Source organism: Paraburkholderia sp. 35.1 (genome assembly GCF_050436525.1).
In the GTDB taxonomy this organism is placed as follows: Bacteria; Pseudomonadota; Gammaproteobacteria; order Burkholderiales; family Burkholderiaceae; genus Paraburkholderia; species Paraburkholderia tuberum.
This window is the reverse complement of sequence record NZ_JBNDMJ010000003.1, coordinates 2,092,473-2,118,880: the sequence shown is the minus strand read 5'-3', so window position 1 is coordinate 2,118,880 and position 26,408 is coordinate 2,092,473. Positions and strand designations below refer to the sequence as shown.

The 26,408-nt window shown below is 58.4% G+C and carries 23 protein-coding genes and 1 tRNA gene; 7 read left to right on the top strand and 17 right to left on the bottom strand.

What is annotated here, in order from left to right; translation table 11 throughout:
- Window positions 1-83 precede the first annotated feature (83 nt).
- The 6 genes from OKW27_RS29930 to OKW27_RS29905 form a co-directional block, all read right to left on the bottom strand.
- The gene (locus OKW27_RS29930; protein WP_429335620.1) at window positions 84-2,834 is read right to left on the bottom strand and encodes an McrB family protein; all 2,751 of its coding nucleotides are present in this window, start codon (window positions 2,832-2,834) and stop codon (window positions 84-86) included.
- A 445-nt stretch (window positions 2,835-3,279) separates the two neighbouring features.
- Window positions 3,280-4,227, bottom strand: a complete 948-nt coding sequence (locus OKW27_RS29925; RefSeq protein WP_429335619.1) for a COG2958 family protein — start codon at window positions 4,225-4,227, stop codon at window positions 3,280-3,282.
- Between the two features lies 1 nt (window position 4,228).
- Window positions 4,229-7,261 (bottom strand): type I restriction endonuclease subunit R, encoded by a 3,033-nt coding sequence (locus OKW27_RS29920; protein ID WP_429335618.1) that lies wholly within the window; start codon window positions 7,259-7,261, stop codon window positions 4,229-4,231.
- 35 nt (window positions 7,262-7,296) lie between these two features.
- Window positions 7,297-7,890 (bottom strand): hypothetical protein, encoded by a 594-nt coding sequence (locus OKW27_RS29915; protein ID WP_429335617.1) that lies wholly within the window; start codon window positions 7,888-7,890, stop codon window positions 7,297-7,299.
- A gap of 16 nt (window positions 7,891-7,906) precedes the next feature.
- Window positions 7,907-9,238, bottom strand: coding sequence for a hypothetical protein (locus tag OKW27_RS29910; RefSeq protein ID WP_429335616.1), 1,332 nt, complete (start codon window positions 9,236-9,238; stop codon window positions 7,907-7,909).
- The gene (locus OKW27_RS29905) at window positions 9,238-11,475 is read right to left on the bottom strand and encodes a type I restriction-modification system subunit M (RefSeq protein WP_429335615.1); all 2,238 of its coding nucleotides are present in this window, start codon (window positions 11,473-11,475) and stop codon (window positions 9,238-9,240) included. Before OKW27_RS29905 ends, OKW27_RS29910 begins: the two co-directional genes overlap by 1 nt.
- A gap of 1,109 nt (window positions 11,476-12,584) precedes the next feature.
- On the opposite strand from OKW27_RS29905, the gene OKW27_RS29900 reads away from it, so the two are divergent.
- The gene (locus OKW27_RS29900; RefSeq protein ID WP_429335614.1) at window positions 12,585-12,929 is read left to right on the top strand and encodes a type II toxin-antitoxin system RelE/ParE family toxin; all 345 of its coding nucleotides are present in this window, start codon (window positions 12,585-12,587) and stop codon (window positions 12,927-12,929) included.
- Window positions 12,922-14,013, top strand: a complete 1,092-nt coding sequence (locus OKW27_RS29895; RefSeq protein ID WP_429335613.1) for a HigA family addiction module antitoxin — start codon at window positions 12,922-12,924, stop codon at window positions 14,011-14,013. The genes OKW27_RS29900 and OKW27_RS29895 overlap by 8 nt, the downstream gene beginning before the upstream one ends.
- A 255-nt stretch (window positions 14,014-14,268) precedes the next feature.
- Here OKW27_RS29895 and OKW27_RS29890 read toward each other — a convergent pair whose 3' ends face one another.
- Both OKW27_RS29890 and OKW27_RS29885 read right to left on the bottom strand, forming a co-directional pair.
- The gene (locus OKW27_RS29890) at window positions 14,269-14,493 is read right to left on the bottom strand and encodes a YgjP-like metallopeptidase domain-containing protein (protein WP_429335612.1); all 225 of its coding nucleotides are present in this window, start codon (window positions 14,491-14,493) and stop codon (window positions 14,269-14,271) included.
- Between the two features lie 659 nt (window positions 14,494-15,152).
- Window positions 15,153-15,398, bottom strand: a complete 246-nt coding sequence (locus OKW27_RS29885; protein WP_429335611.1) for a hypothetical protein — start codon at window positions 15,396-15,398, stop codon at window positions 15,153-15,155.
- Between the two features lie 39 nt (window positions 15,399-15,437).
- Here OKW27_RS29885 and OKW27_RS29880 point away from each other — a divergent pair, with 39 nt between their 5' ends.
- Window positions 15,438-15,896: a hypothetical protein gene (locus OKW27_RS29880; protein ID WP_429335610.1), complete on the top strand. Its 459-nt coding sequence runs from the start codon at window positions 15,438-15,440 to the stop codon at window positions 15,894-15,896.
- A gap of 218 nt (window positions 15,897-16,114) precedes the next feature.
- Here OKW27_RS29880 and OKW27_RS29875 read toward each other — a convergent pair whose 3' ends face one another.
- From OKW27_RS29875 to OKW27_RS29850, 6 genes are all read right to left on the bottom strand, one after another.
- Window positions 16,115-17,329, bottom strand: a complete 1,215-nt coding sequence (locus OKW27_RS29875) for a tyrosine-type recombinase/integrase (protein WP_429335609.1) — start codon at window positions 17,327-17,329, stop codon at window positions 16,115-16,117.
- A gap of 190 nt (window positions 17,330-17,519) precedes the next feature.
- Window positions 17,520-17,595 (bottom strand) — tRNA-Ala (locus OKW27_RS29870).
- Window positions 17,596-17,657: 62 nt separating this feature from the next.
- Window positions 17,658-18,011, bottom strand: coding sequence for a c-type cytochrome (locus tag OKW27_RS29865; protein WP_429335608.1), 354 nt, complete (start codon window positions 18,009-18,011; stop codon window positions 17,658-17,660).
- Window positions 18,011-18,802 carry a BON domain-containing protein gene (locus OKW27_RS29860; protein WP_090802672.1) on the bottom strand — a complete coding sequence of 264 codons (792 nt, stop codon included), beginning with the start codon at window positions 18,800-18,802 and terminating at the stop codon, window positions 18,011-18,013. The genes OKW27_RS29865 and OKW27_RS29860 overlap by 1 nt, the downstream gene beginning before the upstream one ends.
- Window positions 18,803-18,828: 26 nt before the next feature.
- Window positions 18,829-19,416: a phosphoheptose isomerase gene (locus OKW27_RS29855; RefSeq protein WP_429335607.1), complete on the bottom strand. Its 588-nt coding sequence runs from the start codon at window positions 19,414-19,416 to the stop codon at window positions 18,829-18,831.
- A gap of 142 nt (window positions 19,417-19,558) precedes the next feature.
- Entirely contained in the window at window positions 19,559-19,981 is a 423-nt protein-coding gene (locus OKW27_RS29850; protein ID WP_429335606.1) for a YraN family protein, read from the bottom strand.
- Window positions 19,982-20,069: 88 nt separating this feature from the next.
- Here OKW27_RS29850 and rsmI point away from each other — a divergent pair, with 88 nt between their 5' ends.
- On the top strand, window positions 20,070-20,954 hold the full coding sequence (gene rsmI, locus OKW27_RS29845; protein ID WP_429335605.1) for a 16S rRNA (cytidine(1402)-2'-O)-methyltransferase: 885 nt from the start codon (window positions 20,070-20,072) through the stop codon (window positions 20,952-20,954).
- Between the two features lie 119 nt (window positions 20,955-21,073).
- Here the strand turns inward: rsmI and OKW27_RS29840 are convergent, their stop codons facing one another.
- A complete protein-coding gene (locus OKW27_RS29840; RefSeq protein WP_184060825.1) occupies window positions 21,074-21,679 on the bottom strand; it encodes a septal ring lytic transglycosylase RlpA family protein in 606 nt (201 codons plus the stop codon).
- Window positions 21,680-22,325: 646 nt separating this feature from the next.
- Between OKW27_RS29840 and OKW27_RS29835 the strand changes: the two genes are divergently transcribed.
- The 3 genes from OKW27_RS29835 to OKW27_RS29825 all read left to right on the top strand — a co-directional run bounded on the left by OKW27_RS29835 (window position 22,326) and on the right by OKW27_RS29825 (window position 24,148).
- Window positions 22,326-22,970 carry an MBL fold metallo-hydrolase gene (locus OKW27_RS29835; RefSeq protein WP_429335604.1) on the top strand — a complete coding sequence of 215 codons (645 nt, stop codon included), beginning with the start codon at window positions 22,326-22,328 and terminating at the stop codon, window positions 22,968-22,970.
- On the top strand, window positions 22,967-23,599 hold the full coding sequence (locus tag OKW27_RS29830; RefSeq protein ID WP_090802665.1) for an exonuclease: 633 nt from the start codon (window positions 22,967-22,969) through the stop codon (window positions 23,597-23,599). Before OKW27_RS29835 ends, OKW27_RS29830 begins: the two co-directional genes overlap by 4 nt.
- Window positions 23,600-23,689: 90 nt before the next feature.
- On the top strand, window positions 23,690-24,148 hold the full coding sequence (locus OKW27_RS29825) for an Lrp/AsnC family transcriptional regulator (RefSeq protein ID WP_012431468.1): 459 nt from the start codon (window positions 23,690-23,692) through the stop codon (window positions 24,146-24,148).
- A gap of 63 nt (window positions 24,149-24,211) precedes the next feature.
- Here the strand turns inward: OKW27_RS29825 and OKW27_RS29820 are convergent, their stop codons facing one another.
- Window positions 24,212-25,495, bottom strand: a complete 1,284-nt coding sequence (locus OKW27_RS29820) for a cation diffusion facilitator family transporter (protein ID WP_429335603.1) — start codon at window positions 25,493-25,495, stop codon at window positions 24,212-24,214.
- A gap of 286 nt (window positions 25,496-25,781) precedes the next feature.
- The gene (locus tag OKW27_RS29815; protein ID WP_008921239.1) at window positions 25,782-26,084 is read right to left on the bottom strand and encodes an H-NS family nucleoid-associated regulatory protein; all 303 of its coding nucleotides are present in this window, start codon (window positions 26,082-26,084) and stop codon (window positions 25,782-25,784) included.
- Window positions 26,085-26,408: the final 324 nt, after the last annotated feature.

The following is a 26,408-nucleotide window of genomic DNA, read 5'->3' as shown; positions in this document are numbered from 1 at the left end:
AGAACCGCAATACATAGCCGCGCGGTGATCTTGCCTGTCGGGCAGCAGAGAGGAATAGAAGCTTCCGAGACAGCGCGCACGGGCTATTCCGTAAAGCTAGCGAACTGATTTGCACGCAGGGTGCGAAGCATGCGGGTGACCTTGGCGTAGGCGATCGGTAGCGCTACGCCTTGCCCCGTCGCCTCTTCGGTCGCCGTTGCTGGTAGAACATCGTCGCTTGCAACCGTATCAGGCAACTCTTTGCAAAACTGCGCGAGCGCGAGCAGTGGCAACTCCAAGCGTCTGCGCGAGCCATGAAGTCTTGGCAGTACCTTTTGCATGACAATCCGGTCCATGATCGCTCTTAGCTCCGTAATCCCCGCTTCCTCCGCGAGGGCTGCAAATCGCAATGCCTCATAGAACACGCGGTGACCGAACTCGAGGTTGTATCGGCTTAGTAGTTCATGCAATTGACGTAAGCGGCTGGTTAGCTCGGCACCCACCGTGCCTTGACGATTCCTATGCCAGTTATCATCCCGTGAAATGCTCAGCAGCCCTCTCACCAGCTCTTGGTCTCCGGGTTCACATGGTTGAGGCTTCATCGCTTCGATCGACAGATCGCTTGAACGCACGCGAAATTCAAAGGTGTTGGCTCGATCAAGTACCTTTGGAGAAAACATATAAGTTGTCTCGTCGATATTAACGGTGCCCACAATCCACAGATTTTTCGGAAATGGAACTCGCTGTTCTGCGCCGTCCTGTACTCGCCAACAACCGTCTATGCCTCTGTGGAGATTCGGGATAGAGGGCTGCCCAGACTCCATACCTGATAGCACATCTGCGAAGTACCGCTCGACGTGTGCTAGATTCATTTCATCCAGCAGCAGTAGATAGGGATGCTGCGAGTCTGCCACGGCCTTCAAAATGAACTCCAGCGGAGCAGGAACAGTCCACGCAGGGCGCCCGTCTAGCTCCCGCTTGAGCGCATCTTCGTAGCCAAACAATGCTTCTGCGCCGGTCCAATCCGGACGCACTGCAGCAACGTGTAGCCGGTCTTTGCCCAGCCACTCCCCGAAGCGAATGGCAATTTGCGTTTTCCCAGAGCCTGACAAGCCTGTCAGGATTGCTAGTGGCTTGGCGACCAGACTAGAGACGAAGGTGGAGACAAGGTCGTCGTGCTGCTCGCCAAACCGGACACCGCTGGCCCGCAGAGCATCACTGAAGGCCTCAACCGCTTCGGCGAGATCGGCCCTGACCGGTAGAGATACATCCGCATCCGGTTGATCGGGCTCAACGGCCTCTGGCAATGCATCCTCGCCGCTACCGGCGAGCACACGGTTATAGATATCGATTACATCGTCCAAGTCTTGTTGCAGTTCCGCCATCGGCAATGGCTGCGAGAGGTCATACGCGGCACGGACGAAGGAGTTGCCGTAGCGCACCGGCGCCGTACCATACTGCGCTTTAAACCAATCTCCTACAGTCTGTGCGCCATCGAGCTCGCCCCAAGTTAGACGATGTGCTGCTTTCTCGCTCACCCCGTAGCACAACAGCAGCTGTTGCTGCGCTTGGAAAAGTAGCAGCACGGGATTGATACCTTCGGAGACCGATTGCCCGTCACCAAGAAATGCGATCCAGGGGATGCGAGCGAAATCGCCCTTGCCAAAGCTCACACGAACTTTAAGGCCACGATACTCATTCAGATAACCCTGGGTGCCAAGCTCCTTGCCTTCGCTTGCCTGATTGATAAACCGATCCAAAAGCCCAGGCAAGCCTCCCTCGGAGCCTTCCTTCGATTTGACAATAAAACCGAGACGTCGCAGCAAACGGAAAGCCGAAGAGGCTTCCCCTCCGGAGAAAGTAGCGCGATCAAGTGGCTCCCCAGTGGCGTACTTTACTGCTAGCGACAAAGCCAATTTCGGTGGATACCGCCTGCCCTCGTAGAAGAGATCGTAGCCGGTGGACTCAGCGTCCGGGGGCACGCCCTCTTGATCGATTTCGTTCAATGCGTGCCGGACATGACTCTCTGTTATCCCTTCGGTTGCAGCTGCAAACGTTTCGCTTCGCCACTCACCCTTCAATGGAGGCACGTAGTAGTCGAGTTGTGTTGTCCCTCGCTCCACTTCAAGGCGTTTGCGGATAGCTTGCAGTTCCCGATCTAGCTGGACAGCATCCATCCGATTGACCTCGCGCCGCTCGCGCTTCGTGTAGTGTCGAACGATTGTCTTCCTGTCGTTCTGCCCGAAGACGCGCTCAAAGTCATCCGGGAATAGCAGGAAGAGAAGCATGTGACGAAACTGCCGCGCGTCCCAATCCGGGACTTGACGCAGCCATTCATCGAACTTCCAGCCGTCGTCCATCAGCGCAAGTTGATCGTCAGCACTCAGCTCCCGGAAGAGACGGAGAAAGTTGATGAGGAAGACGAGCTCCCGCCACTGGTTCTGATTGAAGCCTGGGCCGGCGCTACCGACGCCAGCAAGAACGTCATCATCTAACCAACGTGATTCGGTCGGTGTTGGCTCGCCTGACCAGCTCCAAATGGTTTGGACAGTCTTCCGCTTGTGGGCTATGGTCAGGCTGCTCGGACAGAGGTACATCAGCCACATCATCTCGGCTACCAGCTGCTTAGCGGCACCTTCAACTGGCTCAAGTTGATGCTTCAGCTTTACTAGAAACTTACTGTCGCCGAGGTCGGGTCTTCTTACAAAGTACTCGTCGAGCAATTCCAGCGCAGATGATGTCCAAATCGCCTTGCTTGTGAGGACAGAGCCATTTTCTAATAGCGCTGCGCCACGCCAATGAGCGGCCGCCTCCAGAATGGGTTTTGGATCGTCGTCCCCACAGTACCTGCTCATACATCGCCCTCGGTCTATTAGAAACTCCCGCTCAATCGGCAGACTGCCGCCACATTCGCAATAGCTAGCTGGAGAATACTTTAAATTCGATCAGCTCATCCGGTTCATCCATCGTCTCAAGTTCACCTTTAAAAGTAAATCTTGTGCCCCGAAATGTCTCCGGTTGTCAGCGGAATCCCCGATTCGACAATGGAAACGCCAACCCCGCGGGCCTTGCGGAATCCGGGGCTTTCGCAATGTCGCGAACTTCTCGCAATACCTGATGAGGAGGAGGATGGAACTAATCTGTCGACGGCCCCTTTGACAAGGCTCACAAGGCTGGAAAAGAAAAAGGTGCCTCCATATCTAAGCTGCCGAGCCAGCACAGACTCCCGCGATAGCCGGTTCGGCGCGTTTCAGCGTAGTGACGAATGCCTCGAAGTCCTCGGACATCTGGAATAGCACCTCAGTCCTCCGTCTCGGGAACGTCCCAATCCGCCGGGCGGGCCTCACCGGTCTGGTAGAACTGTTTCACCAGCTTCACATACTGCAGAAAATCCCGGTTCTCGGTCGCCAGCCGGTTGGCCATATCCCAATCAATCTCATCTCTTTCGCGAGCCGGAATCAAGACCTGACTTTCCGCCGGGTTATCGGCATCCAGCTTGATCAGGCCAATGCCGTGCGCTGCGAACAGCATCCGCAGTTCCTTCAGCGTGTCCTGTCCCTCGATCTCCGCCGCGACCAGATAGCCGAAATTCGCCCACGACGAGTTGGACACTGCTTGGAAGAAGCACTCACGGACGTTCGACCGGTTGATCAGCAACTTGGCCTCGAACGACCATAGCTTGGTTCGCTTGTCCGCATATTGGTTCACGCAGTCCCGCACCTCCTGGTGCCACTCCGCGCCCAAGTCTTTCATTCCGACCACGTCCGGATACAGCCAGCGGTTGCCGTTCGGCCCGCGCTTGTTCGATGAGCGCTTCTCGTCGATGCGCTTCGAATGAACTCCAAACTCCTCCCACAGATACAGCGAGAGCAGCGGATACAGCGCGTGCTCGTCCAGCTTTGCTTCACACGGATCTACCGTTGGCAAGACAACTAGGCCTTCCGCGGCCGCCACCTCGGCGATGTCGGACATCGTCGAGTAGTAGTACTTGCGTGGTCGCCCCTCGGTTGTTTTGAGGCTGGAGTCGCGTTTCTGCAAATCGGGACGTCGACTGCCAATTTCTGCGACCAGCTGTTGAACCAAGTCAGCAGTTGTCTTGATGTAGCCACCCCGGCTGTTGGCTTTTTTCTCCTGACATTCGGCAGGATAGGTTTCAATAATCCACTCGGCGATTTGCCGCGCGGTTAGCTTCTCGTCGGATCGCTCTTTCAGACAGTCCAGTACGACCTTCGCCAGATTCAAACCCATATCAGTCTCCTGCTGACTTGACTTGGCTGTACACCGCCCGCATCAGGTGACTAGCAGCAACATTCCTAAAAGCCTCGTCGTTCATCAGCCGCACGAATATTTCTTCGTTGCCGTCCATGCGCTCAATGAACAGGTTTTCGAGCTGCTTGTTGAACACGGGCTCGAAGTTTTCGATGCTGTTGGCAATGACCGCTTGTCGCAACTGCTCATTGGCTACAGCTGTTTCGCGCACTTGATCAAAGAAGAGCTGGTCAGCAGGGGTGAATTCTGTGCCGAAGCGCTCATTAAGCTTTTCCACCAAAGTCGAAAGCTGCACCTCCTCGTCTGCTTGACCTGTGCCCACATCTGTCGGCCCCTCCAACGCGTCAGCTTCACCGGCCATCAAGTCAATCGCCCCCTCGCTGATCTTTTGCAGGCGGTAATACTTAAGCTCCACTTCATCGTCGACCTGGACTGTCCGGTTGTCCGTCGTGCGGGGCAGCTTGGTCAGCAGGAAGCGGGCGTAGGTGTACAGCTTCTCGTGATCAGAGTCCTGGTACGGCACGATTTGAGAGATAAAACTGTACAGATTGCGAAAGCTGACCAGTTGCCCCTTGAACAGGTTCTGATCTTCTTCCCCGAGCTGCTTGAAGCGCTCAATCGCCAGATCAAGCAGGCCGTTCAACTTCTTGTGTTCGCCGCCGGTGGGATTCAGCCGATTGCGGAACCAGATTTCGCACCAAGCGCTGACTTCCGCTTCGGTGTATATCTTCCAGGCTGCCAGCGAGTGCTCCAGCGTATTGAGTTGCTGCGGATCGGTATCGTCCCCCTTGTCCGTTGCTTCGTAATATGGCTTGAAGGCGGTATAGATGTCTGCAGGCTCGTTGACAAAGTCGAGTACGAAGGTGTCGGTTTTGCCGCGCGTGGTGCGGTTTAGACGTGACAGGGTTTGCACCGCCTGAATTCCAGATAAGCGCTTGTCGACGTACATGCTGTGCAACAGCGGCTGGTCAAAGCCCGTCTGATATTTCTCGGCCACCAACAAAACTTGGTATTCCTCGGTGTTGAACTTTTCCGGCAGCTCGGATTCTTTAATACCGTTGTTCATGCTTACTTCGGTAAATTTCTTGTCAGCAAACTCCTTGAGCGTGATTTCGCCCGAGAACGCCACCAACGATTTCACGTCGGTGTAACCCTTGTCCTTGATGTACTTGTCGAATCCCAGCTTGTAGCGCACGGCATGCTCGCGCGACCCCGTCACCACCATCGCTTTGGCTCGGCCACCAATTTTGTGGCGGGTATGCGTGCGGAAGTGCTCAACGATCACCTCGACCTTCTGCGCGATCTCGTAGTCGTGAAACGCAACGAACCGTGCTAGCGCACGTGCCGCCTTGCGGCGTGGCACTTCGGGATTGGCCTCCACCTTCTGGATCAACTTGTAGTAGCGCTTGTAGCAAGTGTAATGCGCCAACACGTCATGAATGAAGCCTTCTTCGATGGCCTGGCGCATACTGTAGTGGTGGAACGGTGCTTTGCCATCGGGGCCCGGTTCGTCGAAAACGGCCAGCGTCTTGAACTTTGGTGTTGCGGTAAAGGCGAAGAAACTCAAGTTGGGCTGTTTGGCGCGTTTGAGTTGTTCGCGCAACAGCTCCTTCTTTGCCTCCTCACTCAAGGCATCGTCGTCCATGTCGAGCAGTTGCTCGGCGATGGCGGATTCAATGCCATCCTTGTTCAAAATCTTGCGCAGCTCCATCGCGGTTTCGCCACTTTGTGAACTGTGTGCCTCGTCCACGATCACCGCGAAGCGCTTGCCCGCTGTCGAGATGGCAACCCCCTTGCCATTGGCCTCCATCGTCCGGATGGCTTGGGTGATGAACGGAAACTTCTGGATGGTGGAAATGATGATCGGCACACCATCCGCCAGAGCCTTGGCCAGCTGCTGAGTATTTTCGTCGATCTTCTGTACCACGCCCAACTTGTGCTCGAACTGGAAGATGGTGTCCTGCAGTTGCTGGTCGAGCACACGCCGGTCAGTGATCACCACCACCGAATGAAAAATCTTATCGTTGTTGGCGTCGTGCAGGCTAGAGAGTCGGTGTGCAAGCCACGCAATCGAGTTCGATTTTCCCGAGCCTGCGGAATGCTGGATCAGGTAGTTGCGACCTGAGCCATGGGTTCGGGCGTGATCGGTCAGGCTGCGCACCGCATCCAACTGGTGGTAGCGCGGGAAAATAATCGTCTCCTTGCGGTGGCGCTTGATGCCCTTCTCGGTGACGACAGTCTTTTCTTCGATATCCAAATGGATGAATCGGGCCAGGATGTCCATCAGGCTGTCACGGATCAACACCTTGTTCCAAAGGTAAGTCGTACGGACATCCCCAGCCGCTGGCGGGTTGCCCGCGCCGTAACCAAGCCCTAGGTTGAAGGGTAGAAAAAAGGTGTCCTTCCCTTCCAACTTGGTGGTCATGAAGGCCAACTCGGTGTCCACCGCGAAATGCACCAAGCAACGCTGCTTAAAGGCAAACAATAGCTCCTTGGGGTCGCGCTCGAACCGATACTGATACTTCGCGTTCTCCACGTTCCAGCGCGTGGCGGACATCGGGTTCTTCAGCTCCAACGTGGCCACGGGCAAGCCATTCACCGCCAACACAACGTCGGGGACGGCCCCGCTCTTGGTGTTCACCTGTCGCACGATGATCAAGCGATTGTCGTCGTAACGCTCGGTGCTAGAGGGGTCCAGCCCGGTGTTGGGCGCGAAGTAGGCCAGCCGTACCGTCTTGCCCACGCACTTGAAACCCTCGCGCAGGATCGCCAGAACTCCTTTGGCGGCGAGCTCCTTCACCAAACTGTCCAGCAGCATTGCTGGCGCTTTGACCGGGTCGAGCTGGGTCAAGCGCGTCCAAATCTTGGGCTGCGTTTTCTGCACAAAGGCGACGACATCCGCCGGGAACAGCGCGGTTTCCGGGTCGTAGGCGTTGGGGTCACCTTTCTTGTATCCACCGTTAATGGTCAGCGCGTGCTCGATGTCGTTTTCAAAGTCGATTTCTTTGTGCATCTTTCTCACCCTTTTAATGCGTTAGATTCGGCCTCTTAGCGAATCACCTCGATATTGCTGTTTTCCAAATCCGCCAGCGCCATGCCGTTGAGGTCGGCATATCGATAATGGCGTACCGTGTGATCGCGCTGCAGGTACTTGCCATGCGCATCAAGGTATGGGCTGCCTACTGGCTCATGATTGCTGAACACATACTTCGTTACATGCAACTGCATCCTCTTACCCGTGTAGGCAGCAATGGTGGAGTGCAGCGACTTGCACCACGATACACTGGAAGTTAGTTGATCCGGCACGTCAGGAGGAATCGTTGCAGACTTGAATTCGATGCAGTACGCGAACAATCTATTCTTCCTCAAATTGAAGATCACGAAGTCGCATCGTTTTGACCACGGCTTGGCGGTGTCGTCAAGGAAGTGAAATAGTCGATCCCCCTTGCCGTCGAGCTTAATGACGAGCAATTCCCCCTCAGACTTCAACGCTAACTTGAACTCTTTGGGTTTGACTCCTTGAGATTGGTGAATCTTTTCCTTCAGAACAACTTCGCCCGCGGTTGGCTGATGAATTTGATAGTCCTTTTCGTGAACGTAGGACTTCAGACAATTGAAGTACCCCTGCGCATTCAATGTCATGTAGACCGGCCTCCATTCATGAGCTCGCCCCTTCGGCAGGCTGCGAAATCTGAGCGCCACGCACGTCGATCTTTCCCGTAACGGCGTTCGTTACTAGAGCAGAACGGTATTCTTCCAAACGCGAGACCACATTTTTAACCGAGTCTGATTGATTCTGTAACCGCCGAAGCTCTGTCCCGATCCAAGCGCAAATTGCATCTTGTTCATTCTTGGGTGGGAGCACCATCCAGACATCCTTGACATCGCCAAGGCCAAGTTGAATCTTTGTTCCACCATATCCTGACCCAGTCAGCTGTGCTTTTCCGGGAGTGGAGAAAAGTTGGTATGCCATCCACCGACCAGAGATTTGATCAACCTGAGGCCTGATTAACGCCAAATGTTGACTTACATAGGCGCTCTCAAATCCTTCAGGAATAACAGCTACTGATCCAAGATCGGCAGTGATAGAAACAATTACGTCTTCAGATTGAGTTGCCGTTCTCTCACCTTCCGAGCTTTCCGGGGGCAAAACGCGCTGAATATCGTGAAGCAACAAATCAACCGAATCTCTTGCAACGTTGGTTATTCGAAGAAATACACTTCCTGTATCCGAGTAATACTCTGCCCAGCCTCTTGAACCACTTGTTACGAATGACGATGCATATCTAACCCGCTTGACTGTCCAGTGAGACGGCACCTTTCCCAACCACATCACACCCGAATCCTTCATCGGCGCCAATGGGTCGAGTCCTTTGGTCACGGCGTCAGTAATGAGGGTAGTGCGCTTTTCGGCCAGCTTGTCGAGCAGAGCTAGCTGCTTGGCGATCAGTGCATCGATTTGCGCTGTTTTGAAATCGAGGAAGCGCGCGATAGCTTGTTGCTCCTCGACCTCAGGCAGCAATACGGGAAGATTTCCAATGAAATCCCAGCTGGCTCGAGGCATTTTGCTGCCATAGGTCGATGAGTCAACAATATTGATGAAATCACGAGAAAGCATGTAGTACTTCAGAAACTCGGCGCACAGACCGTCCTTGCTTCTCACAACCAACGCTTCACTTGATATCAATCCGTGCTGTTGCGCCAAATGCACCTTCGCCAAATACGGACGCAACTTCCCGAACAGAACGTCACCCGCCAAATACGATGACGCCAAGCCCTCGCTATTACTGATTTCGCCGTCGATTTTTTTTCCAGTCCAAGACTCGATGTGTTCTAAGCCGATGTAGGGCAATGACGCCTCTTCAGCGCTTACTTTAGTCTTAATGAGATCAGTCGAGAATTTCAGCCTCTTAATTTGCCAATGACGGGGTTTTTCTTGCAGCCACGCGACCCCTGACTTGTCTAGTTTCTTGTACTGAGAATATCCCATCACACCACCTCACTCAGCATGGCCATGATCTCTTTTTCCAGTTGGCTAATTTCGCCCGCAATCACTTCCAGCGGGCGCGGCGGCTGGTAGACGTAGAAATGACGGGTGAGCGGGATTTCGTAGCCGACCTTGGTCTTGCTGTGATCGATCCAGGCATCCGCGACGTGTGGCAGGACTTCAGCCTTGAGGTAGTCCTCGCAGTGGTCCTGCACCAGGGCCATCAGCTTGTCGTGGTGGGTTTCATTGTCGTAGCCCAGGGGTAGCGGCAAGCTGATGCCTTGCGGTAGGGCGACGATTTCGGTGTCGCGTAGCTCGACATCGGGCTCGGGCTTGCCTTTGGCATCCAGGCAAATGTCGGCTTTGGGGTCACGCTCGGACAGCGCCGCCAGTAAAGCTTTCCTCATCGGTGCGCCCACCTTGATGCCAGCCGTGTTCAAGGCATTTGCGAGCACCGCTTCGAATGTCGGGCGGTTGCTGTACAGCGTTTCACTATCCATGCCTTGCAGAGCCGCTGTGATGGCGGCTTGGGTCTCTTTGCCTTCCGCGACCTCAGCAGCATAGGCCGCTTCGCTCTTGCGCTTCTTGCTGCTGGCCAAGCTGACGAAAGCGCTTTGCTCGTCCAGCTTGGCGATTCGCTCTGCGCTGACCTGAAAGTTCAGACGCAGCGGGCGTTCCACGGTGATCTTGAGGTAGCCGAACTCGCGGTTTTCGAAGATCTTGCTGCAAACGCGCGATTCGGGCTTGCCGTCCACCAGCACGTCACTCACAGCATCGTGGTCGCGCTCGGCGTACAGGCGCACCAGCTCTTTAATGTGGTCATCAGAGAGCTCGTTGCGCTTGTTGCCCAAGCTCTTGTCCATCTTTTTGAAATGGCGGGTGCCGTCGATCAGTTGCACCTTGCCTCGACGGTGGGACGGCTTTTTGTTGGTGACGATCCAGACGTAGGTGTAGATGCCGGTGTTATAGAACATCTGGTCTGGCAGAGCGACGATGGCATCGAGCATGTCGCGCTCGATGATCCAACGGCGGATATTGGATTCGCCTGACCCAGCATCGCCAGTGAACAGGGGGGAGCCATTGAACACAATGGCGATTTTGGAACCCTCACCACCCAGGTTCTTGCCGTCGACTAGCTTCGGCGGCTGGTGCATCTTGGAGATCATGTGCTGCAGGAACAGTAGCGAGCCATCGTTGATACGTGGCAGGCCCGCGCCGAAGCGGCCCGAGAAACCTTGGTCTGCGTACTCCTCGCGCACGAAGTCTTCTTCCGGCTTCCACTCCACACCAAATGGCGGGTTGGCCAGCATGTAGTGGAACTTCTTGTCCGGATGACCGTCGTGCGGGACGAAGCCATTGGTCTTGTTCTTGGCCTCCTTGATGCCCAGAGTGTCTCCGTAGATCAGGTTGTTGATCGGCTCGTCCTTGATCAGCAGGTCAGAGCAGCAGATAGCATAGGACTCCGGGTTGTATTCCTGGCCAAACAGTTCGATGTTGGCGTCCGGATTGAGCCCTGTAGTGAAGCCATCGCCACAGATGAATTTTTCAGACTCCGACAACATGCCGCCAGTACCGGCCGTCGGGTCATACACACTGCGGTAGATGCCTTTCTCATAAATGCCATCCTCGCCGGTGAACACCAATTGCACCATCAGACGGATGACTTCACGCGGGGTGAAGTGATCCCCAGCCTCTTCGTTGGCTTGCTCATTGAACTTGCGCACCAGTTCTTCGAACAGGTAACCCATCTGCAAATTGCTGATGACCTTCGGCGAGAGGTTGATATCTGCCGAGCAGAACTCTTTGATGATCAGGTAGAGGCGATTGGCTTCATCCAGCTTTGCGATCTCGGTTTCAAATTCGAACTTATCGAAGATGTCGCGGGCCCGCGGCGAGAATCCCTGAATGTAGGCGATGAGGTTGCCCGCGATGTTGGGCGCATCGCCCAGCAGCTTTTCAAAGGTGAAACCGCTAGTGTTGAACAACTCTTGCTTGCGGTCGGTAGCAGCGATACGCGAAAGAGCCTTTTCCAGCGCGGGACCAGTGATGCCTTTGTGTTCCAGACGTTTTTTTTCGTCCAGCACTTTCTGCTTGTTCTCGGCCAGGACCAGATCGAAGCGGCGGAGAACAATCAGCGGCAGCATGACGCGGCGGTACTGCGGTGGGCGGTAGGGGCCGCGCAGCTTATTGGCGATATTCCAAATGAACCCGACTAGGTTTTGGTGGTGTGCGCTTTGCATGAGGTTTTTAAATTCTGTCTAAATTTGTCGATTGCCATTTCTTCACAGCACGTACCGGTGGTTGATACCCCGGCGCGAGCTTTGCGCTCTCTACCCCGTATAAGGCCAACGGCTCGCGTAGCCAAAGACGGTACTGCCCCTTTAAGACTGTGATCGGGCGATACGCGGCGAGCGGCCTAACCGTATGGACAGCGCACCGTCGCTATCAACGGCAAATCGCGTAGTCGCCTTTAGCCGCGCGGCCTCACCCCGTTCGATGGCGCATTGCTGTCTCCGGATGTCGCCCGGGTCGACTCCCTCAGCAAGTAAGGCTCGGGCCTAATCCAGCAGACCTGCGCAGTCTCCAGCGTGATTGCCGGGTATACGCCGAGTGCCAGTTGATTCGCCTTGCCGCCAAACCTGCTCCTGAGCTGCCAGCATCTGCCGCTCTCGGGCGTGACAGAGGTATAGAACCGCAGTCGAAGAGCTGTTGCGGCTTCTCGGCGGGCTGGGCCCGATCGACGGTGGTATCGGTAGGCATCATTTGGGGAATACTGCCTTCGCAGGATTGTCAGCAGGCCGCAAAGTCTTCCCCTTTCTGGGAAGGAAGTCAACGGATGAGACGGGATGCTCCGGAAACAAAAACCCCGCGAGTCTTACGGCACGCGGGGTCTGCGGAATACTCTCGTGCCTCCCGCGCACGCGGACGCAATCCGAAACAGGGTCTATCGGTTACCCCTGAGGGTCGTCTCATGACGCCATCCGAGCTCTCAGCGCGCGAACGCTTAGCAACATAGCCGATCCTGCCAAGTCTCATGCAGGGTGCGTGGGGATAGTCCCGATGATGTCGAACGGCAAGATGCAGCGGATGTTCCGTCGCCAGAAACAGTCGGCACACGAAATGGCGCGTCTCACAAGCATGTCCCGCAACACGATTAGGAAGTATCCGAACCTAGAGGTTCAGGAGGGGTTACGGCTCGCTCAGGCCGAAAGGTGGGAGGAGCTTGAAGCAGCCATCCCGAAGGAACTTGGGTGAACGCCCGAGTTGTGGAACTCAAACCATAGTGTTTATTCACGGATCGCGCCAAAAGTGGTAACCTCTTAGGTTAATGATACGTCATCTAATGTGAATGAACATCTCCTTCGCCAGTAAAGCGCTGCGGAAGCAGCTCAACGAAGAGAAGGCAATGATTAAGGCGTTCGGTCCGCTACGGACTAAAAAACTCAAGATCGCTTTGACACAGCTTCGCGCTGCACCAAACTTGGGAATATTCGCGCCGCCAATGAGCCCGCCGCATCGCTGCCACGAGCTGACGGGCAATCGAAAGGGTCAGCTGACCGTTGACCTGGATCACCCGTATCGATTGGTGTTCCAACCCAATCACGATCCTTTACCCAAGCGGCCGGAAGGCGGGCTGGATTGGGAGCAGGTGACTGCCATTGAAATTACCGGAATCGAGGATACTCATGGCTAAGCAAGCTATTAACGAATACCAGCCCGACTACGCAGTCTCTCCAGGCGAAGTCCTCAGCGACGAACTGGAAGTGCGCGGAATGACCCAGCAAGAGTTAGCCAAGAGAACTGGCCTAACTCCCAAGCATATTGTGTCTATCGCTCAAGCGAAGTCATCGATTACGCCCGAAACAGCCATAAAGCTGGAGCGGGCGTTAGGCATGCCTGCTGACTACTGGCTAAATCTTGAAAGCCAGTACCAAGAGGCTGTTGCGCGCTTACATGAGGAAGCTAAGCTGGAGCGCGATCTAGGGTGGCTCAAACGCATTCCAGTGGCCATGATGGCCAAGCTTAATTGGATTGATAGGCCCAGTGACGCGAAAGCGCAGCTAGTGGAGGTTTTGCGCTTCTTCGGAATTGCCAGTGTTGAGCAATGGGACGACATGTGGCCAAATTTAAATGTCGCTTACCGCCAGCATAACCATCAAGAGATTTTTCCAGAATCCGTGTCGGCATGGCTTCGTCGTGGTGAAATTGAGGCGGCACAAATCGCGTGCGAGACATTTGACAAGGCCGCTTTTCGCGCGGCACTTGACGACATCCGACTGCTGACAACTGAGGGACCCGACGTTTTCGTCCCTCGCATGCGGGATCTATGCGCCAGAGCAGGCGTAGCGGTTGTCTTCGTTCCCGCACTGCCTAAGACTGGCGTCAGCGGTGCGACACGGTGGCTCAATTCGAACAAGGCGCTTATTCAGCTCAGTCTAAGATATCGGACTGATGACCACCTCTGGTTCACCTTTTTTCACGAAGCTGGACACATTTTATTGCACGGAAAAAAGGAGCTCTTTCTCGAAGGCGCCAATGGACTGGACCCCGCAAAAGAGGCGGAAGCAAACAACTTTGCTGAACAAGAATTGCTGCCACGCATGCGGTTTTCAGCCTTTACAAGGCGGAATCAATTCAGCAAAGTTGCCATTTCGTCATTTGCAAAAGAGATTCGGGTGGCTCCTGGCATAGTTGTTGGTCAGCTACAGCACAGAGGATTGCTGCCGAGAACGCACTGTAATGATCTGAAGCAAACATTTCGCTGGGCACATGAATGATCGCGCCTTCGGCCCAGGCGGTAGACCATCAAAACAGTGAGTATGAGCGCTCGGCTCGCTCGAGTAGCCAGTCATTGCGCGCCGGAATGGCTGTCACCGTGAAAAATTCGCGCGGGCACGTTCGGACGCTTGACGACTGTTGGGCTGACCGCCTTGCGTATAACGACCGCCCGTCCCACGATTCCGAGGCCAGCGGCAACTCGTTCAATTCCTTTCGAGCTTCCCGCCACGTCGGGAAGTCCTGCTTCGACAACTTCACACCGCGCGGTCGTTGTGTGTCGACTCGACAAGATACAACATCTCAAGCACGACGACGTACTCTATCAAGTCCTTCGCCTTCTTGACCAGGTCCGTGATGAAGCGGATGTTTCCTACCCAGTGATTGCAGCTACCCCATTTGGTCTTCATGCGCTGCAGGTAGTAGGCCGCAACCTTCACGCTCAGCTTTGCCTCCCACTTTGTGATCAGGCAACACTTCATGCATGAGGGCGAGATGCCATTCGTGTATAAGCTCTTCGTGTCTTTGCACAGTACTGCCGCGGCGCACTATGAGTGTGATCCAGCGACCGGTTGATCAAGATGGTGGGTGTCGCCCAGTCGCCGCCCATCAATGGCCAAATGGCGCCCAAAACCGGCGCAAGCCTATCCTGCCATCACTCGTTTCAATCTCGGTTTTTTGTCTCCCGGCTAAGCACTTTCAGCGAGGTCGGCCGAAAATTTCCGTAAGGTGGCCAGATGCGTCCGCGGGATGCACCGCATGAATCCGCTGTTCTTCCTTTGTTCGACCGCACACCGTATCTCATGGTGCGGAATGTCGATTGATCGAGCCTGCATATTGGGCAGGCCGATTTCTGTGTAGTGATCCGGTCCACTGCCGCGACCTGAATGTCGGAGGTCTGCGAGGGCTGCAGCTGGAGTCGGTAATCGCACGCGCGGATTTTCAAACGTCTTCACACGAGACCTGAACGCTACCCAACTGGCGCAAATCCGGGTCACCAAGAACGTCGCCAATATGCGCGTTTTATCTACCTCCATTTGTAAACGCAAGGCGGATAGAGACAAGAAACTGCGTCCCATGCGTCGCGTAATCCGATCGCACCCAACAATAACCCACACCGCGCACGAATTCTAAGCGGTGATCATGGGCAAATATCTTCAGCGGCAGCGAAAGTGACATGCACGCTCGACGGGTGATCGATGCCGCCAAACTTCACGCGCATCTCTGTGGCACGGCACTCCCTTGACAGATGTCGTTGCGCCTCCGCCACGAACAGAAAAAAGTACGTCACTCCGCAGCGTTCCACTGCCGCCCAAGGTAATCCGCCATCGTCCACACCACGCACGAATGCGGCGTTGACGCGCCAACAAGCGGCATGCACGATCATTGCGACACACTGCTCACCAGCCGCAAACGGAAGGTCATCATGCCCGCACCGAAGACTTACACGAAAGCCCAATGGGACGAGTTCGCACGGCTGCTCGACGCGCTACCGGAAAAACCACCCTCCGAGCGACGCATTACGGTACGCGACGCGATGCCGGACGTGCGCGCCCACATCGATGCGGCCCGCGCCAAAGGGTATTCGGTCGAACAACTGATCGATCAGGCAAAACAGGCGGGCATCAACGTGACCGCCAGTGCGCTTCGATACGCGCTGCAGGAGACGAAGAAACGACGCGCCAACGCTCGTCGTACGGATGGCACTTCCAACGCGCCCGGCACCACAAAGACTTCTCTCAACCGCCCGGCAAAGGGTTCAGTCCGCCAGCAAACCGGTCCAACATCTCACATAAAGACGGAGCGCGGAAATAATCAACCCGGCTCCATGGTCGTTCAAGATGCGTTCAGTTTCCAGATCAGACCGGACACGGAAAATCTATAAACGTGAAGGCGATATGAACGGAGATGTACGCAGGACGTAACCACAACGAATCTAAACGTGATTTCAACCGTGCAAGATCGCGTCGGAAACGTGCAGTAACACCACGGCTGGTTGTCAGCAAAATTTCAACATTCTCGCGAAAACAAGTCTTCTCCATCACAAGTGACGAGCGACTCTCCACTCATCGGCAACAAACGCGATGCGCCAGGACTTCCGCCTCAAACACACCGCGGCCGGATCGGCCCCACTTCCGCCCCCGCTTTCAGCCGATCCAGGTAATCGGCCCATGCCTGCATCATGACGACCCGGTCGTCGATGAACCGCGTGCGGTTGTAGGCGCTGCCGAGCGAGTCAGGCACCCGGTGCGCCAGTTGGTGCTCAATGACTTCGGCGGGAAATCGTAGCCGCTCATGCAGGATGGTCCGAGCCATCGCCCGGAATCCGTGGCCGGTGATCTCGGTTTTCGTGTCGAAGCCCAGTCGCTGCAGCGCGGCATTGATCGCCGCGCCGCTCATGGGCTTCCTCCGATCACGGCCCGGAAATACACAACGCCACTTGCCGGTTTGCGCCTGCAACTCCTTCAGGATCTCTACAGCCTGGTTGGCCAGCGGGACCAGATGCTCGGTCTTCGTCTTCGAAACAGTAAAGGACCATGCGCGCCGTTCCAGATCAATCTGCGCCCACTCGGCCTGCCTCAACTCGCCGGGTCGCACGAACAGCAACGGCGCAAGTTGCAGCGCCGCGCGCACGACCAGCGTCCCTGAAAAGCCATCGAATGCGCGCAGCATCTCTCCGACCTTCTCGGGATCCGTAATCGAGGCGAAGTGGGTATGTCGGTTGGGCCGCAGCGCGCCGCGCAGGTCGGCGCTTACGTCGCGAATGGCACGCCCGGTCACCACAGCGTAGCGAAAGATCTGACCGCAGTTCTGCTGAAGCCGGTGTGCGGTGTCGTGAGCACCGCGCTTCTCGGCACGGCGCAGCACTTCAAGGACTTCAGGTGGGGTGATGTCGGCGATGGGACGCGACCCAAGCCAGGGAAACAGGTCCTTCTTCAGGCGCCCCATGATCTTCTCGGAGTGGCTCGGTGCCCAACCGGGCGCCTGCTGCTCGAACCACTCGAGTGCGACGGCCTCGAAGGTAGTGGCCGCGTTCAGCCGTGCCAGGCGTTTCTTGTCCTTCTTCGCCTGACCGGGATCAATGCCATCGGCGAGCATCGCACGCGCCTCGTCGCGCTTCCTCCGGGCGTGGGCAAGCGTGACATCGGGATAGACGCCCAGCGCCAGCTTCCGCTCCCGGTCATTGAACCGGTATTTGAGGCGCCAGTACTTGCCGCCGGACGGAGAAATCTCGAGATACATCCCGCGACCATCGGAGACCCGGTAGGTCTTCTCGCGAGCCGCAGCGCGGCGAACTTCCAGATCGGTAAGAGGCATGGGACACCTCCAGCAGCGTGGGGGCCTAAATTTCCGCCGGGCTCAAAAATGAGCCTGATGCCCCTAAAGCTGCTCTGAAAGGCCCCCGGCTGTCAACGGAAACCCCAATCCCGGAATGGAAACAAAAACCCCGCAAGCCTTACGGGACGCGGGGTTTGCGGAATTCTACGGAACTGCATGGAACACGTGATGGTGGAGAGGAGGAGGATCGAACTCCCGACCTTCGCATTGCGAACGCGACGCTCTCCCAGCTGAGCTACCCCCCCAACAAAAATAATTCTAGCACAGCCATTTTCCCTTTTGCCAAGCCTCCAGCCCCGGGAAAACCTCATCTGGACGGCGCGCCCGCGAGCACCCAGTCGACGACCGCGCGGATATCCCCATCGCTCATCGATTGATGGGCCGGCATTGGAATCATGCCCCATACGCCGGAGCCGCCGTCCTTCACCTTGCGCGCGAGTTTGGTCAGCGCCTGCGCGTCGCCCTTGTACTTCGCGGCGATTTGCTGGAACGACGGACCAACCAGCTTGCGATCGACGGCGTGACAGCCCATGCATGCATTCGCGGCGGCGACCTGCTGGCCGCGCGCCGCCTCGGCCGCGCGAGCACCCGACGTCATCGTGCCGGCGAGCGCGCCCACCACCAACGCGAACACGACACCCGCACGCGTCATACCGCGCATCAAGGCACCGCCTTCGGATTACCCGGTCGCACCGACGTCGACGAGTTGACCGGCGCAGGCGCCTGCTGATCGAGCGGCCGCGCGCTCACCGACGAATCGGGAATCGCGCCGACCGTCGGCTCGCTGACCTCGGGCTGCGAGGCGGCCACCGGCGCCGTCGCACCGGCGGCCGCAGCAGCTTCGGCTTCCTGCGGCTGGATGTACTGGAACACCTTGACCACCTCCACGACGCCCGGCACGCGGCTCGTGACGTCGGCGCCGATATTGCCCTCATTCATCGTGACGAGGCCCATCAGATAGACGTTCCCGCGCTCGGCCACGACCTTGAAATTGTTCGCCGAAATGTTCTTCTCGGCGATCAGAGCGGTCTTCACGCGCGTTTCGAGGTAGGTGTCGTTGGTGCGCGACGAGAACGAGCTCGCCGGCGCGATCGCCAGTTCATTGACGATCGTATTCACGTTGTTCATGTTCCGCACGATGCTCTCGGCACGCTGCTTCGACGCCTCGCCCGCGACCTCGCCGGTCAGCAGCACGCGGCGGTTGAACACCGTGACGTTGACGTGCGCGGAGTCCGGCAGATTCTGGCTGATCTGCGACAGCGCCTTCACCTGAATCTCGCGATCCTCGGTCTGCGCGCCGAGCGTGCGGCGGTCGGTCGCCATCAGCGCGCCGCCGCCCGCCGCGGCCCCGACAGCGAGAAAGCAGCCTTGCAGCGTGGCCGACAGGCCCGCCGCGACCCCGACCACGAGCACGGTTCTCACCAGTGTCTTCTTGATGCGGAAAACGCTCATCAACTAGCTCTCCTTCGAAATCAGTCTCAGTCTTCGCCGAGCAACATGGCATCGATGCCGTCGCATAGGCAATGGATGGTCAGCAGGTGCACTTCCTGGATGCGCGCCGTGCGGTCGGACGGCACGCACACGTGGATGTCGGTGTCGCTCAGCACTTGCTGCGCGCGTCCGCCGCCCTTGCCGGTCAGCGCAACGACGATCATTTCGCGCTCATGCGCGGCTTCGATCGCGGCGAGCACGTTCGCGGAATTGCCGGATGTGGTGATCGCGAGCAACACGTCGCCGGGTTGACCGAGCGCCCAGACCTGTTTCGCGTAGATCTGTTCGAACGAATAGTCATTGGCGATCGCGGTGAGCACGGAGGTGTCGGTGCTGAGCGCAATGGCCGGCAGACCTGGCCGCTCGCGCTCGAAGCGGCCGATCAGCTCGGCCGCGAAATGCTGCGCGTCGGCGGCCGAACCGCCGTTGCCGCACGCGAGGATGCGATTGCCGTTGGCGAGCGCGGCGAACATCGTGTCGATCGCGACGGCGATCGGCATCGACAGGGTTTCGAGGGCTTCGAGTTTGACTGCCGCGCTGTCGCGGAAGTGTTGTTGGATGCGTTCGACTGACATCGAGTCTCTATCTTGTACCGCGAATGGACCGCACTGCGCGGCCGTGTTGTGAAGTCATACTGCCAAGCTGTGGCCGCCGATGAGTTCGCGCGGCACGCGAGCGCAAGTTTATCGCACTCACGCGCGTTGTCTGCGCTGTCGGTCAGACTTCATCGGCGCGAAACGCATCGCGCAACCACACCAGCCTGCCGCTCTCGAACGCGACGACGTCGAAACGGCACGCGGGTTCGTCGCGCGGGCCGCGGTTCGTCGTGGCGCGCGTCGCGAGATAGTGCCGCGCCGCTCGCACGATGCGCTGTCTCTTCTGCCAACCGATGCTCGCGGCCGCACCGCCATAATGCCGCTGCGCACGCGCGCGAACTTCGACGAACACCAGCGCGCCGTCAGGATCACTCATCACGAGATCGATCTCGCCGCCCCGACATGTGACGTTGCGCGCCACGAAGCGCAGACGCTGGCGCTGCAAAAATTCTCGCGCGCGTGCTTCGAAAGCCGCGCCGACGGATTTGGACTGGTGAGCGCAGGAAAAGTTGTGGGCGGTTTTTGGACCGGCGTTTATGGGCATCTTTTGCGCAGTGTTCGGCGCGGCCTGCTCGCGCAAGCCCACATGGCACAATGTCGGCCTCGTTCCGTCTGTTTGTGTCTTCCGTGTCATGACTCCTCTCTCCGAACTCGCGCAAGGGCAGCAGTACCCCGCCGCCGCGCTGTATGTGGTGGCCACGCCGATCGGCAACATCGCCGACATCACGCTGCGCGCGCTGCACGTGCTCGGACTCGCGGATCGCATCGCCGCCGAGGACACCCGCAACACCGGTCAGCTGCTCGCGCGCTACGGCATCTCGAAGCCGCTCGTCGCCGTGCATCAGCACAACGAGCGCACCGCCGCGCAGCGCGTGATCGAGTATCTGCAGGCCGGCGAGCGCGTGGCCTACGTGTCCGACGCGGGCACGCCGGGCATCTCGGACCCCGGCGCCAAGCTCGTCGATGCCGTGCGCGAGGCCGGCTTCGTGGTGGTCCCGCTGCCCGGCGCGAGTGCGCTCGCCACCGCGCTCAGCGCGACCGGCGACTGGGTCGCGACGTTCTCGTTCCTCGGCTTCCTCCCGCCGAAGGCGAAGGCGCGCGCCGCCGCTTTGCAAGCGCTCGCGCAACATCCTCACGCGATGGTGTTCTACGAAGCGCCGCACCGGATCGTCGAGACGGTCCAGGCGCTCGCCGATGCGTTCGGCGGCACACGCCGTCTGCTGATCGCGCGGGAACTGACGAAGTTACACGAAGCCCTACACCAGGGCACCCTGGCCGAAGGGCCAACGTGGCTCGCTGCCGACGCGAACCGGCAGCGTGGCGAATTCGTGCTAGTGGTCGAAGGCGCGGCGCCCGAAGCGGCCGGCGAGCACGATCACGACGCGCTTCTCGGCATCCTGCTGGAAGAATTGACGGTGAGCAGCGCGGCGAAGGTCGCGGCGGCGCTCACGGGCGCATCGCGCAACGTGTTGTACGCGCGCGCGCTGGCGCTGAAGGAAGACAAGCCCGAAACGTAAGGGTCGACCCCGGCGGGTAAAGGCTGACGGCAACAGAAAAGGGCCGCATGTCGCGGCCCTTCGATTTTCTGCAGACGGTTGGTTCAGCCGACGCGGCATCATCGCCACGTAACGTCACATCACTTGTTCGAATCCGAGTTCGACGCGAGCGTCTCGTTCAGCTCGGCGCGCGCTTCCTGCTGCGTGAGCCCTTCGATCTTGACCCGCGCGGTGCCGGTGTGGCGCATGTCGAGCATGGCGGCGGCCGCCATCGACAGGTCGATCACGCGGCCGCGGGCGTACGGGCCGCGGTCGTTGATCCGTACGATCACCGAGCGCGAATTCGCCGGATTGGTCACGCGCACGTACGAGCCGAGCGGCAGCGTGCGATGCGCGGCCGTCATGGCATGCATGTCGTAACGCTCGCCATTGGCGGTGCGGCGGCCGTGGAAGAAGCGTCCGTACCACGACGCGCGTCCGATCTGATGGAAGTCCGCGACGTCGACGCCGTCGTCGGTGAGCGGCTGCGCGTCAGCCAGCGGCGACGCGGGCGCGTTCGACGCGCTCGGGCTCGAGGCCGGCGCGCTACCGAACGATTGCGGTCCGAAAGAGCTCAGGTGCATGTTCTTTGTACTTTGCGGCGTGTCGTTCGCGGACGTATCGGGCGCGCCCGGAGGCGTGGCACAGCCGGCCAGTACAAAAAAGGCAAAAAGAGTCCCTACACCACGGGTTAGCCGAGTTTTCATAAGACGTGCAATCACATTGTCGAGCCGCGTCACCCGCAAACTGCTGGGTATGTTGCTTGCGGCTCCGGCGGTAGGGACGACAACGCGCCGCGCGAAAATGCGCAGTACGTCAAAGCCCGGATACGGCTCACTCAGCCGCTACCGCACGGTTAATTTTCACGTCTGGCGCAACCTGTCCCCGGCAGCCTGACCAGACCCCACATGCCGCCAACTGAACGTGGCAATGACACGTTCTTGCGCGCGCAACTCAGCGCGCAGGAACGGCGGCGTAGGCCCCACCCAGCGTCACGGAGATTAATTCCGTAGCAGGCGCGGCGCCTGGCTGGGCAAGACGTGTGCATCGAACGCATCGATACTGATGGCCGTCGGCATTCCGACAGCCCTTACTTGAACGGCGAGCGGCATTCCCTTTTTGTGGGAACGCATCGCCTTGTGGCAGCACAATTCCTAGTGCATGGAGTCCATTATACCCAAAACTTTTTTTTGGGATGGTGAGCTGCTCAAAAACTTGATCAATCTTCACATTTATCGCAAAAATGGACATACGAAAGACCGAGACGGGCCGTGAGCCGGCCCCGTCGCATGGGCGGTGGAGGCTGTCGCGAGGCCCGGTACAATCAACGTTTTTCCAGCGCGTCGTCCAGCCATGAAAGTCACCCTGATCCCCGTCACGCCGTTCCAGCAGAACTGCTCGCTGCTCGTTTGCGAGGCCACCGGGCGCGCTGCCGTCGTCGATCCGGGCGGCGACCTCGACATGATCCAGCGCGAGATCGCGCGGCAGAACGTGACCGTCGAGAAAGTCTTGCTGACCCACGGCCACATCGATCATTGCGCCGGCGCGAAGACACTCGCCAGCCACTACGGCGTGCCGATTGAAGGTCCGCATCCCGACGAACGTTTCTGGCTCGACATGCTGCCGGACCAGAGCACGCGCTTCGGCTTCCCGGCCGCCGACGCCTTCGAGCCGGACCGCTGGCTACAAGACGGCGACACCGTGCAATTCGGCGACGAAACCCTCGAGGTCTACCACTGCCCCGGCCACACGCCGGGCCATGTGGTCTTCTTCAGCCGCGCGCACCGGCTTGCACTAGTTGGCGACGTGCTGTTCGCCGGCTCGATCGGCCGCACGGATTTCCCGCGTGGCAATCATGCGGATCTGATCCGCTCGATCCGCGACAAACTCTGGCCGCTCGGCGACGACGTCACGTTCGTGCCCGGCCACGGCCCGACCTCGACGTTCGGCGCCGAGCGCCGCACGAATCCCTACGTCGCCGACGGAGTGGGCGCATGAGCAGCGAAATCTATGTGAGTACCGACGTCGAAGCGGACGGCCCGATCCCCGGCCCGCACTCGATGCTGAGCTTCGCATCCGCCGCATACACCGAAGACAAGCAGCTGATCGCGACGTTCTCGGCGAATCTCGAACTGCTCGAAGGCGCAGCGCCGCATCCGGTTCAGGAAGCGTGGTGGAAGACCCAGCCGGAAGCATGGGCGGCCTGCCGCCAGGACTTGCAGAAACCCGAGGCCGCCCTGACCGCCTACGTCGAATGGGTCGAGGCGCTGCCGGGCAAGCCGGTGTTCGTCGCGATGCCCGCCGGCTTCGACTTCACCTATATGTTCTGGTACATGATGCGCTTCGTCGGCCGCTGCCCGTTTTCGTGGTCGGCGCTCGACATCAAGACGCTCGCGTTCGCGATGACCGGCCTGCCGTACCGCAAGAACATCAAGCCGCGCTTTCCGAAGCACTGGTTCGACGAGCATCCGCACACGCACGTCGCGCTCGACGACGCGATCGAGCAGGGTGCCCTCTTTTGCAACATGCTGAAGGACTTGCGCGCGCGTCAGCCCGAGCTGCCGGGGGACGGCAAGGATGATGGGGACGGCTCAGGGCAAAACGCCGCTCCCGACCCGGTAAATTAGGCAATCTCGCTCGCGAGAGCCGTTTTACATTGCGTTTCGTTTTCGCGCCCTCTACCATGCGTTGATACGGCGACGCTAACGGAGGCGCAGTTGACACTCGATACGTTCTCACAGAAGATCCTGCGCCTACTGCAGCTCGACGCACGTCGTTCCGTGCAGGAAATCTCCGACCAGGTCGGGCTGTCGAGCACGCCGTGCTGGCGGCGCATCAAGGACATGGAACAGTCGGGCGTGATCCAGCGCTACACGGCGCTGCTCGATCGCGAAAAACTCGGCTTGCACGTGTGCGCGCTCGCGCATATCCATCTGACGCGCCACACCGAAGGCGGCGTCGAGCAGTTCGAGCGGGAAATCGCCACCTGCCCCGAAGTGACCGAGTGCTACAGCACGACCGGTGAATCCGATTACATCCTGAAGATCGTCGCGCCGGACATCAAGGCGTACGACAGCTTCCTGCACGAACGCATTTTCAAGATTCCAGCCGTCGCGCAGGTGCGGACGAGCGTCGTGCTGCGCGAAATCAAGTTCGATACGCAGTTGCCGTTGTGACGGATGCCGCCGCCGCGGGCGGCATGAAGGTTCGCGGCATCGGATGCCCGAAACTCGTCGGACTCAGGCGGCGTTGTGAGGCTCCGTGGCAGTTGACCGAGCGCCGGGGGCGACGCCGGTCTGGAGTTCCGCCGCCGGACCGCCTTGCGCGGCCGAGATATCCCGTTGCAGCAGCACGTCTAGCTTGCGCGCGCCGAGACGACGCTTGAGCGCCTCCAGATCGACGCGCCCAAGCGACTGCGCCTCGCTTTCCAGCAGACGCGCGGCCTCGGGGCCGTCCGCAGCGCGCCCTTCAACGGACGCGACCGCCGGTAACACCACCTCCACGTCGAGCCCGGTGCTCAGGTAGTGCAGATTTATCCCAGCGGCCTGCAAGCCCCAGGCCGCCAGCGCCGCGTCGACCTCGGCGGTCACGCGCTCCCGCGGCGGCAGATCGACCGGTGGATGCGCGAGCGCATCGTTTTCCGGATCGACGTGGATCAGCGCGTCGAGCACGCGCTTGTCGGTCAGCACACGCAGCCGCGCCGACTCCGCGATGTAATGCCCTTCCGATACCGAAATCATCGGATCGACCAGAATGTGCGCGTCGACGAGCGCGAAATCGCCCATCTTGCGCGTACGCATTTCGTGCACGTCACGCACGCCGGGGGTGGACATCAGCAATGCGCGCATGTCGGCCGCGGCGGTTTCGTCGAGCGCGCGGTCCGACAGATCCTGCAGCGCGTCCCAACCGAAGGTCCAGCCCATGCGCGCGACCATGAAACCGACGATGGCCGCCGCGATCGGGTCGAGCAACCGCAAGCCGGCGAGACTGCCGATCACGCCGATTCCCACCACCAGCGACGATGCCGCGTCCGAGCGCGCGTGCCATGCGTTCGCGATCAGCATCGCGGAACGCACGCGCTTCGCCTCGCGCAGCATGTAGCGAAACAGCGCCTCCTTGCAGACCAGCACGAGCGCCGCGACCGCGAGCGCGCTCATGTGCACGGCGGGAATATTTTGCAGGTCGGCGAGCCGCGTACCGGCGCGCCACAACATGCCGACGCCGACCGAGATCAGCAGCGCGCCGAGAAATAACGACGCCACCGTCTCATAACGGCTATGCCCGTAATTGTGATCCGCGTCGGGCTTGGCCCCGCTGTGCCGATTGGCAATCAGCACGACAAAATCGGAAATAAGATCGGCAAGGGAATGGATACCGTCGGCAACTAGCGCCTGCGAGTGCGCGATCGTGCCGATGGCGATTTGCAGCGTCATCAACACGCTATTGAGCGCAATACTCGCAAAAGTACTTTTGCGCGCAACGCGTTGTTTCTCGGTGGTTTGGGCGATCGCGGCGGACTGCATGCTGAAGAGGCGGAAAGGTCAATTATTGTTATTGTACCCGCCGCGAATCGCGCACGCAGGGAAAATCGGGGAAAAACCTTTTTAAATCAATCGCTTATCTAAACGAAAAGCATTCGCGTTCCAGTTGCCTGAAGCGCATGCGACAAAAAACTCGGCGCCGCAAATGACGAAAACCGCGCCCTGAACGGTGCGCGGCTTTTTCAGATTCTGCAGTAGGCTATAAACGCGGTGGATTGCCGCTATTCGTACTACGTGCGGCCAACCCTCACTGCCCGCCTGATCGTGATTACTTCTGGATCAGAAACTTTTCGCGATCAAGACCCGCAATCCAGCGCGGCGGCTTGCCGCGACCCGACCACGTGCTGCCGCTTTCCGGATCGCGATATTTAGGCGCGACGCCTGCGCGCGGCCGGCTCGCTTTAGCGCCTTTCGGTGCGCGGCCGCCGCCGAGTTCGCTCAGCGAAATGCCGTAATCCGCCATCTTCTGCTTGATTTCATTCAAGACTTCCGCGTATTCGCGCGACTTCGCTTCTTCAATCTGCTTTTCGAGCTTCTCGCGCTGCGCGAGCAGTTCCTTGTAAGAAGACATAGGTTTCCCTTGTGGTATGGATAAATGACCGCCGGTCTTTTGCCGACTCGCCTTTGAAGGTTTCATGCCTCGGAATTTGACGGCGAGATTAACACAAAATAGAAAGGCTGGATAAGCAACCGGAAAAAATTAATTTAAATTCGTTTCAAAAAGTTTCCTGCGCTGCTTTTGGGTCGGACTACGGCCTTTCTAATCGCTGATTTCGCATGTCGCTAAAAAAGTCCACTCATCTGCATATTTACACGATTTGACTATCAAGAAATGAGACTTGAGCGGTCCATTGCACATCGAACATTTCACGGCATGAAAGCTTTGGCTTGGATA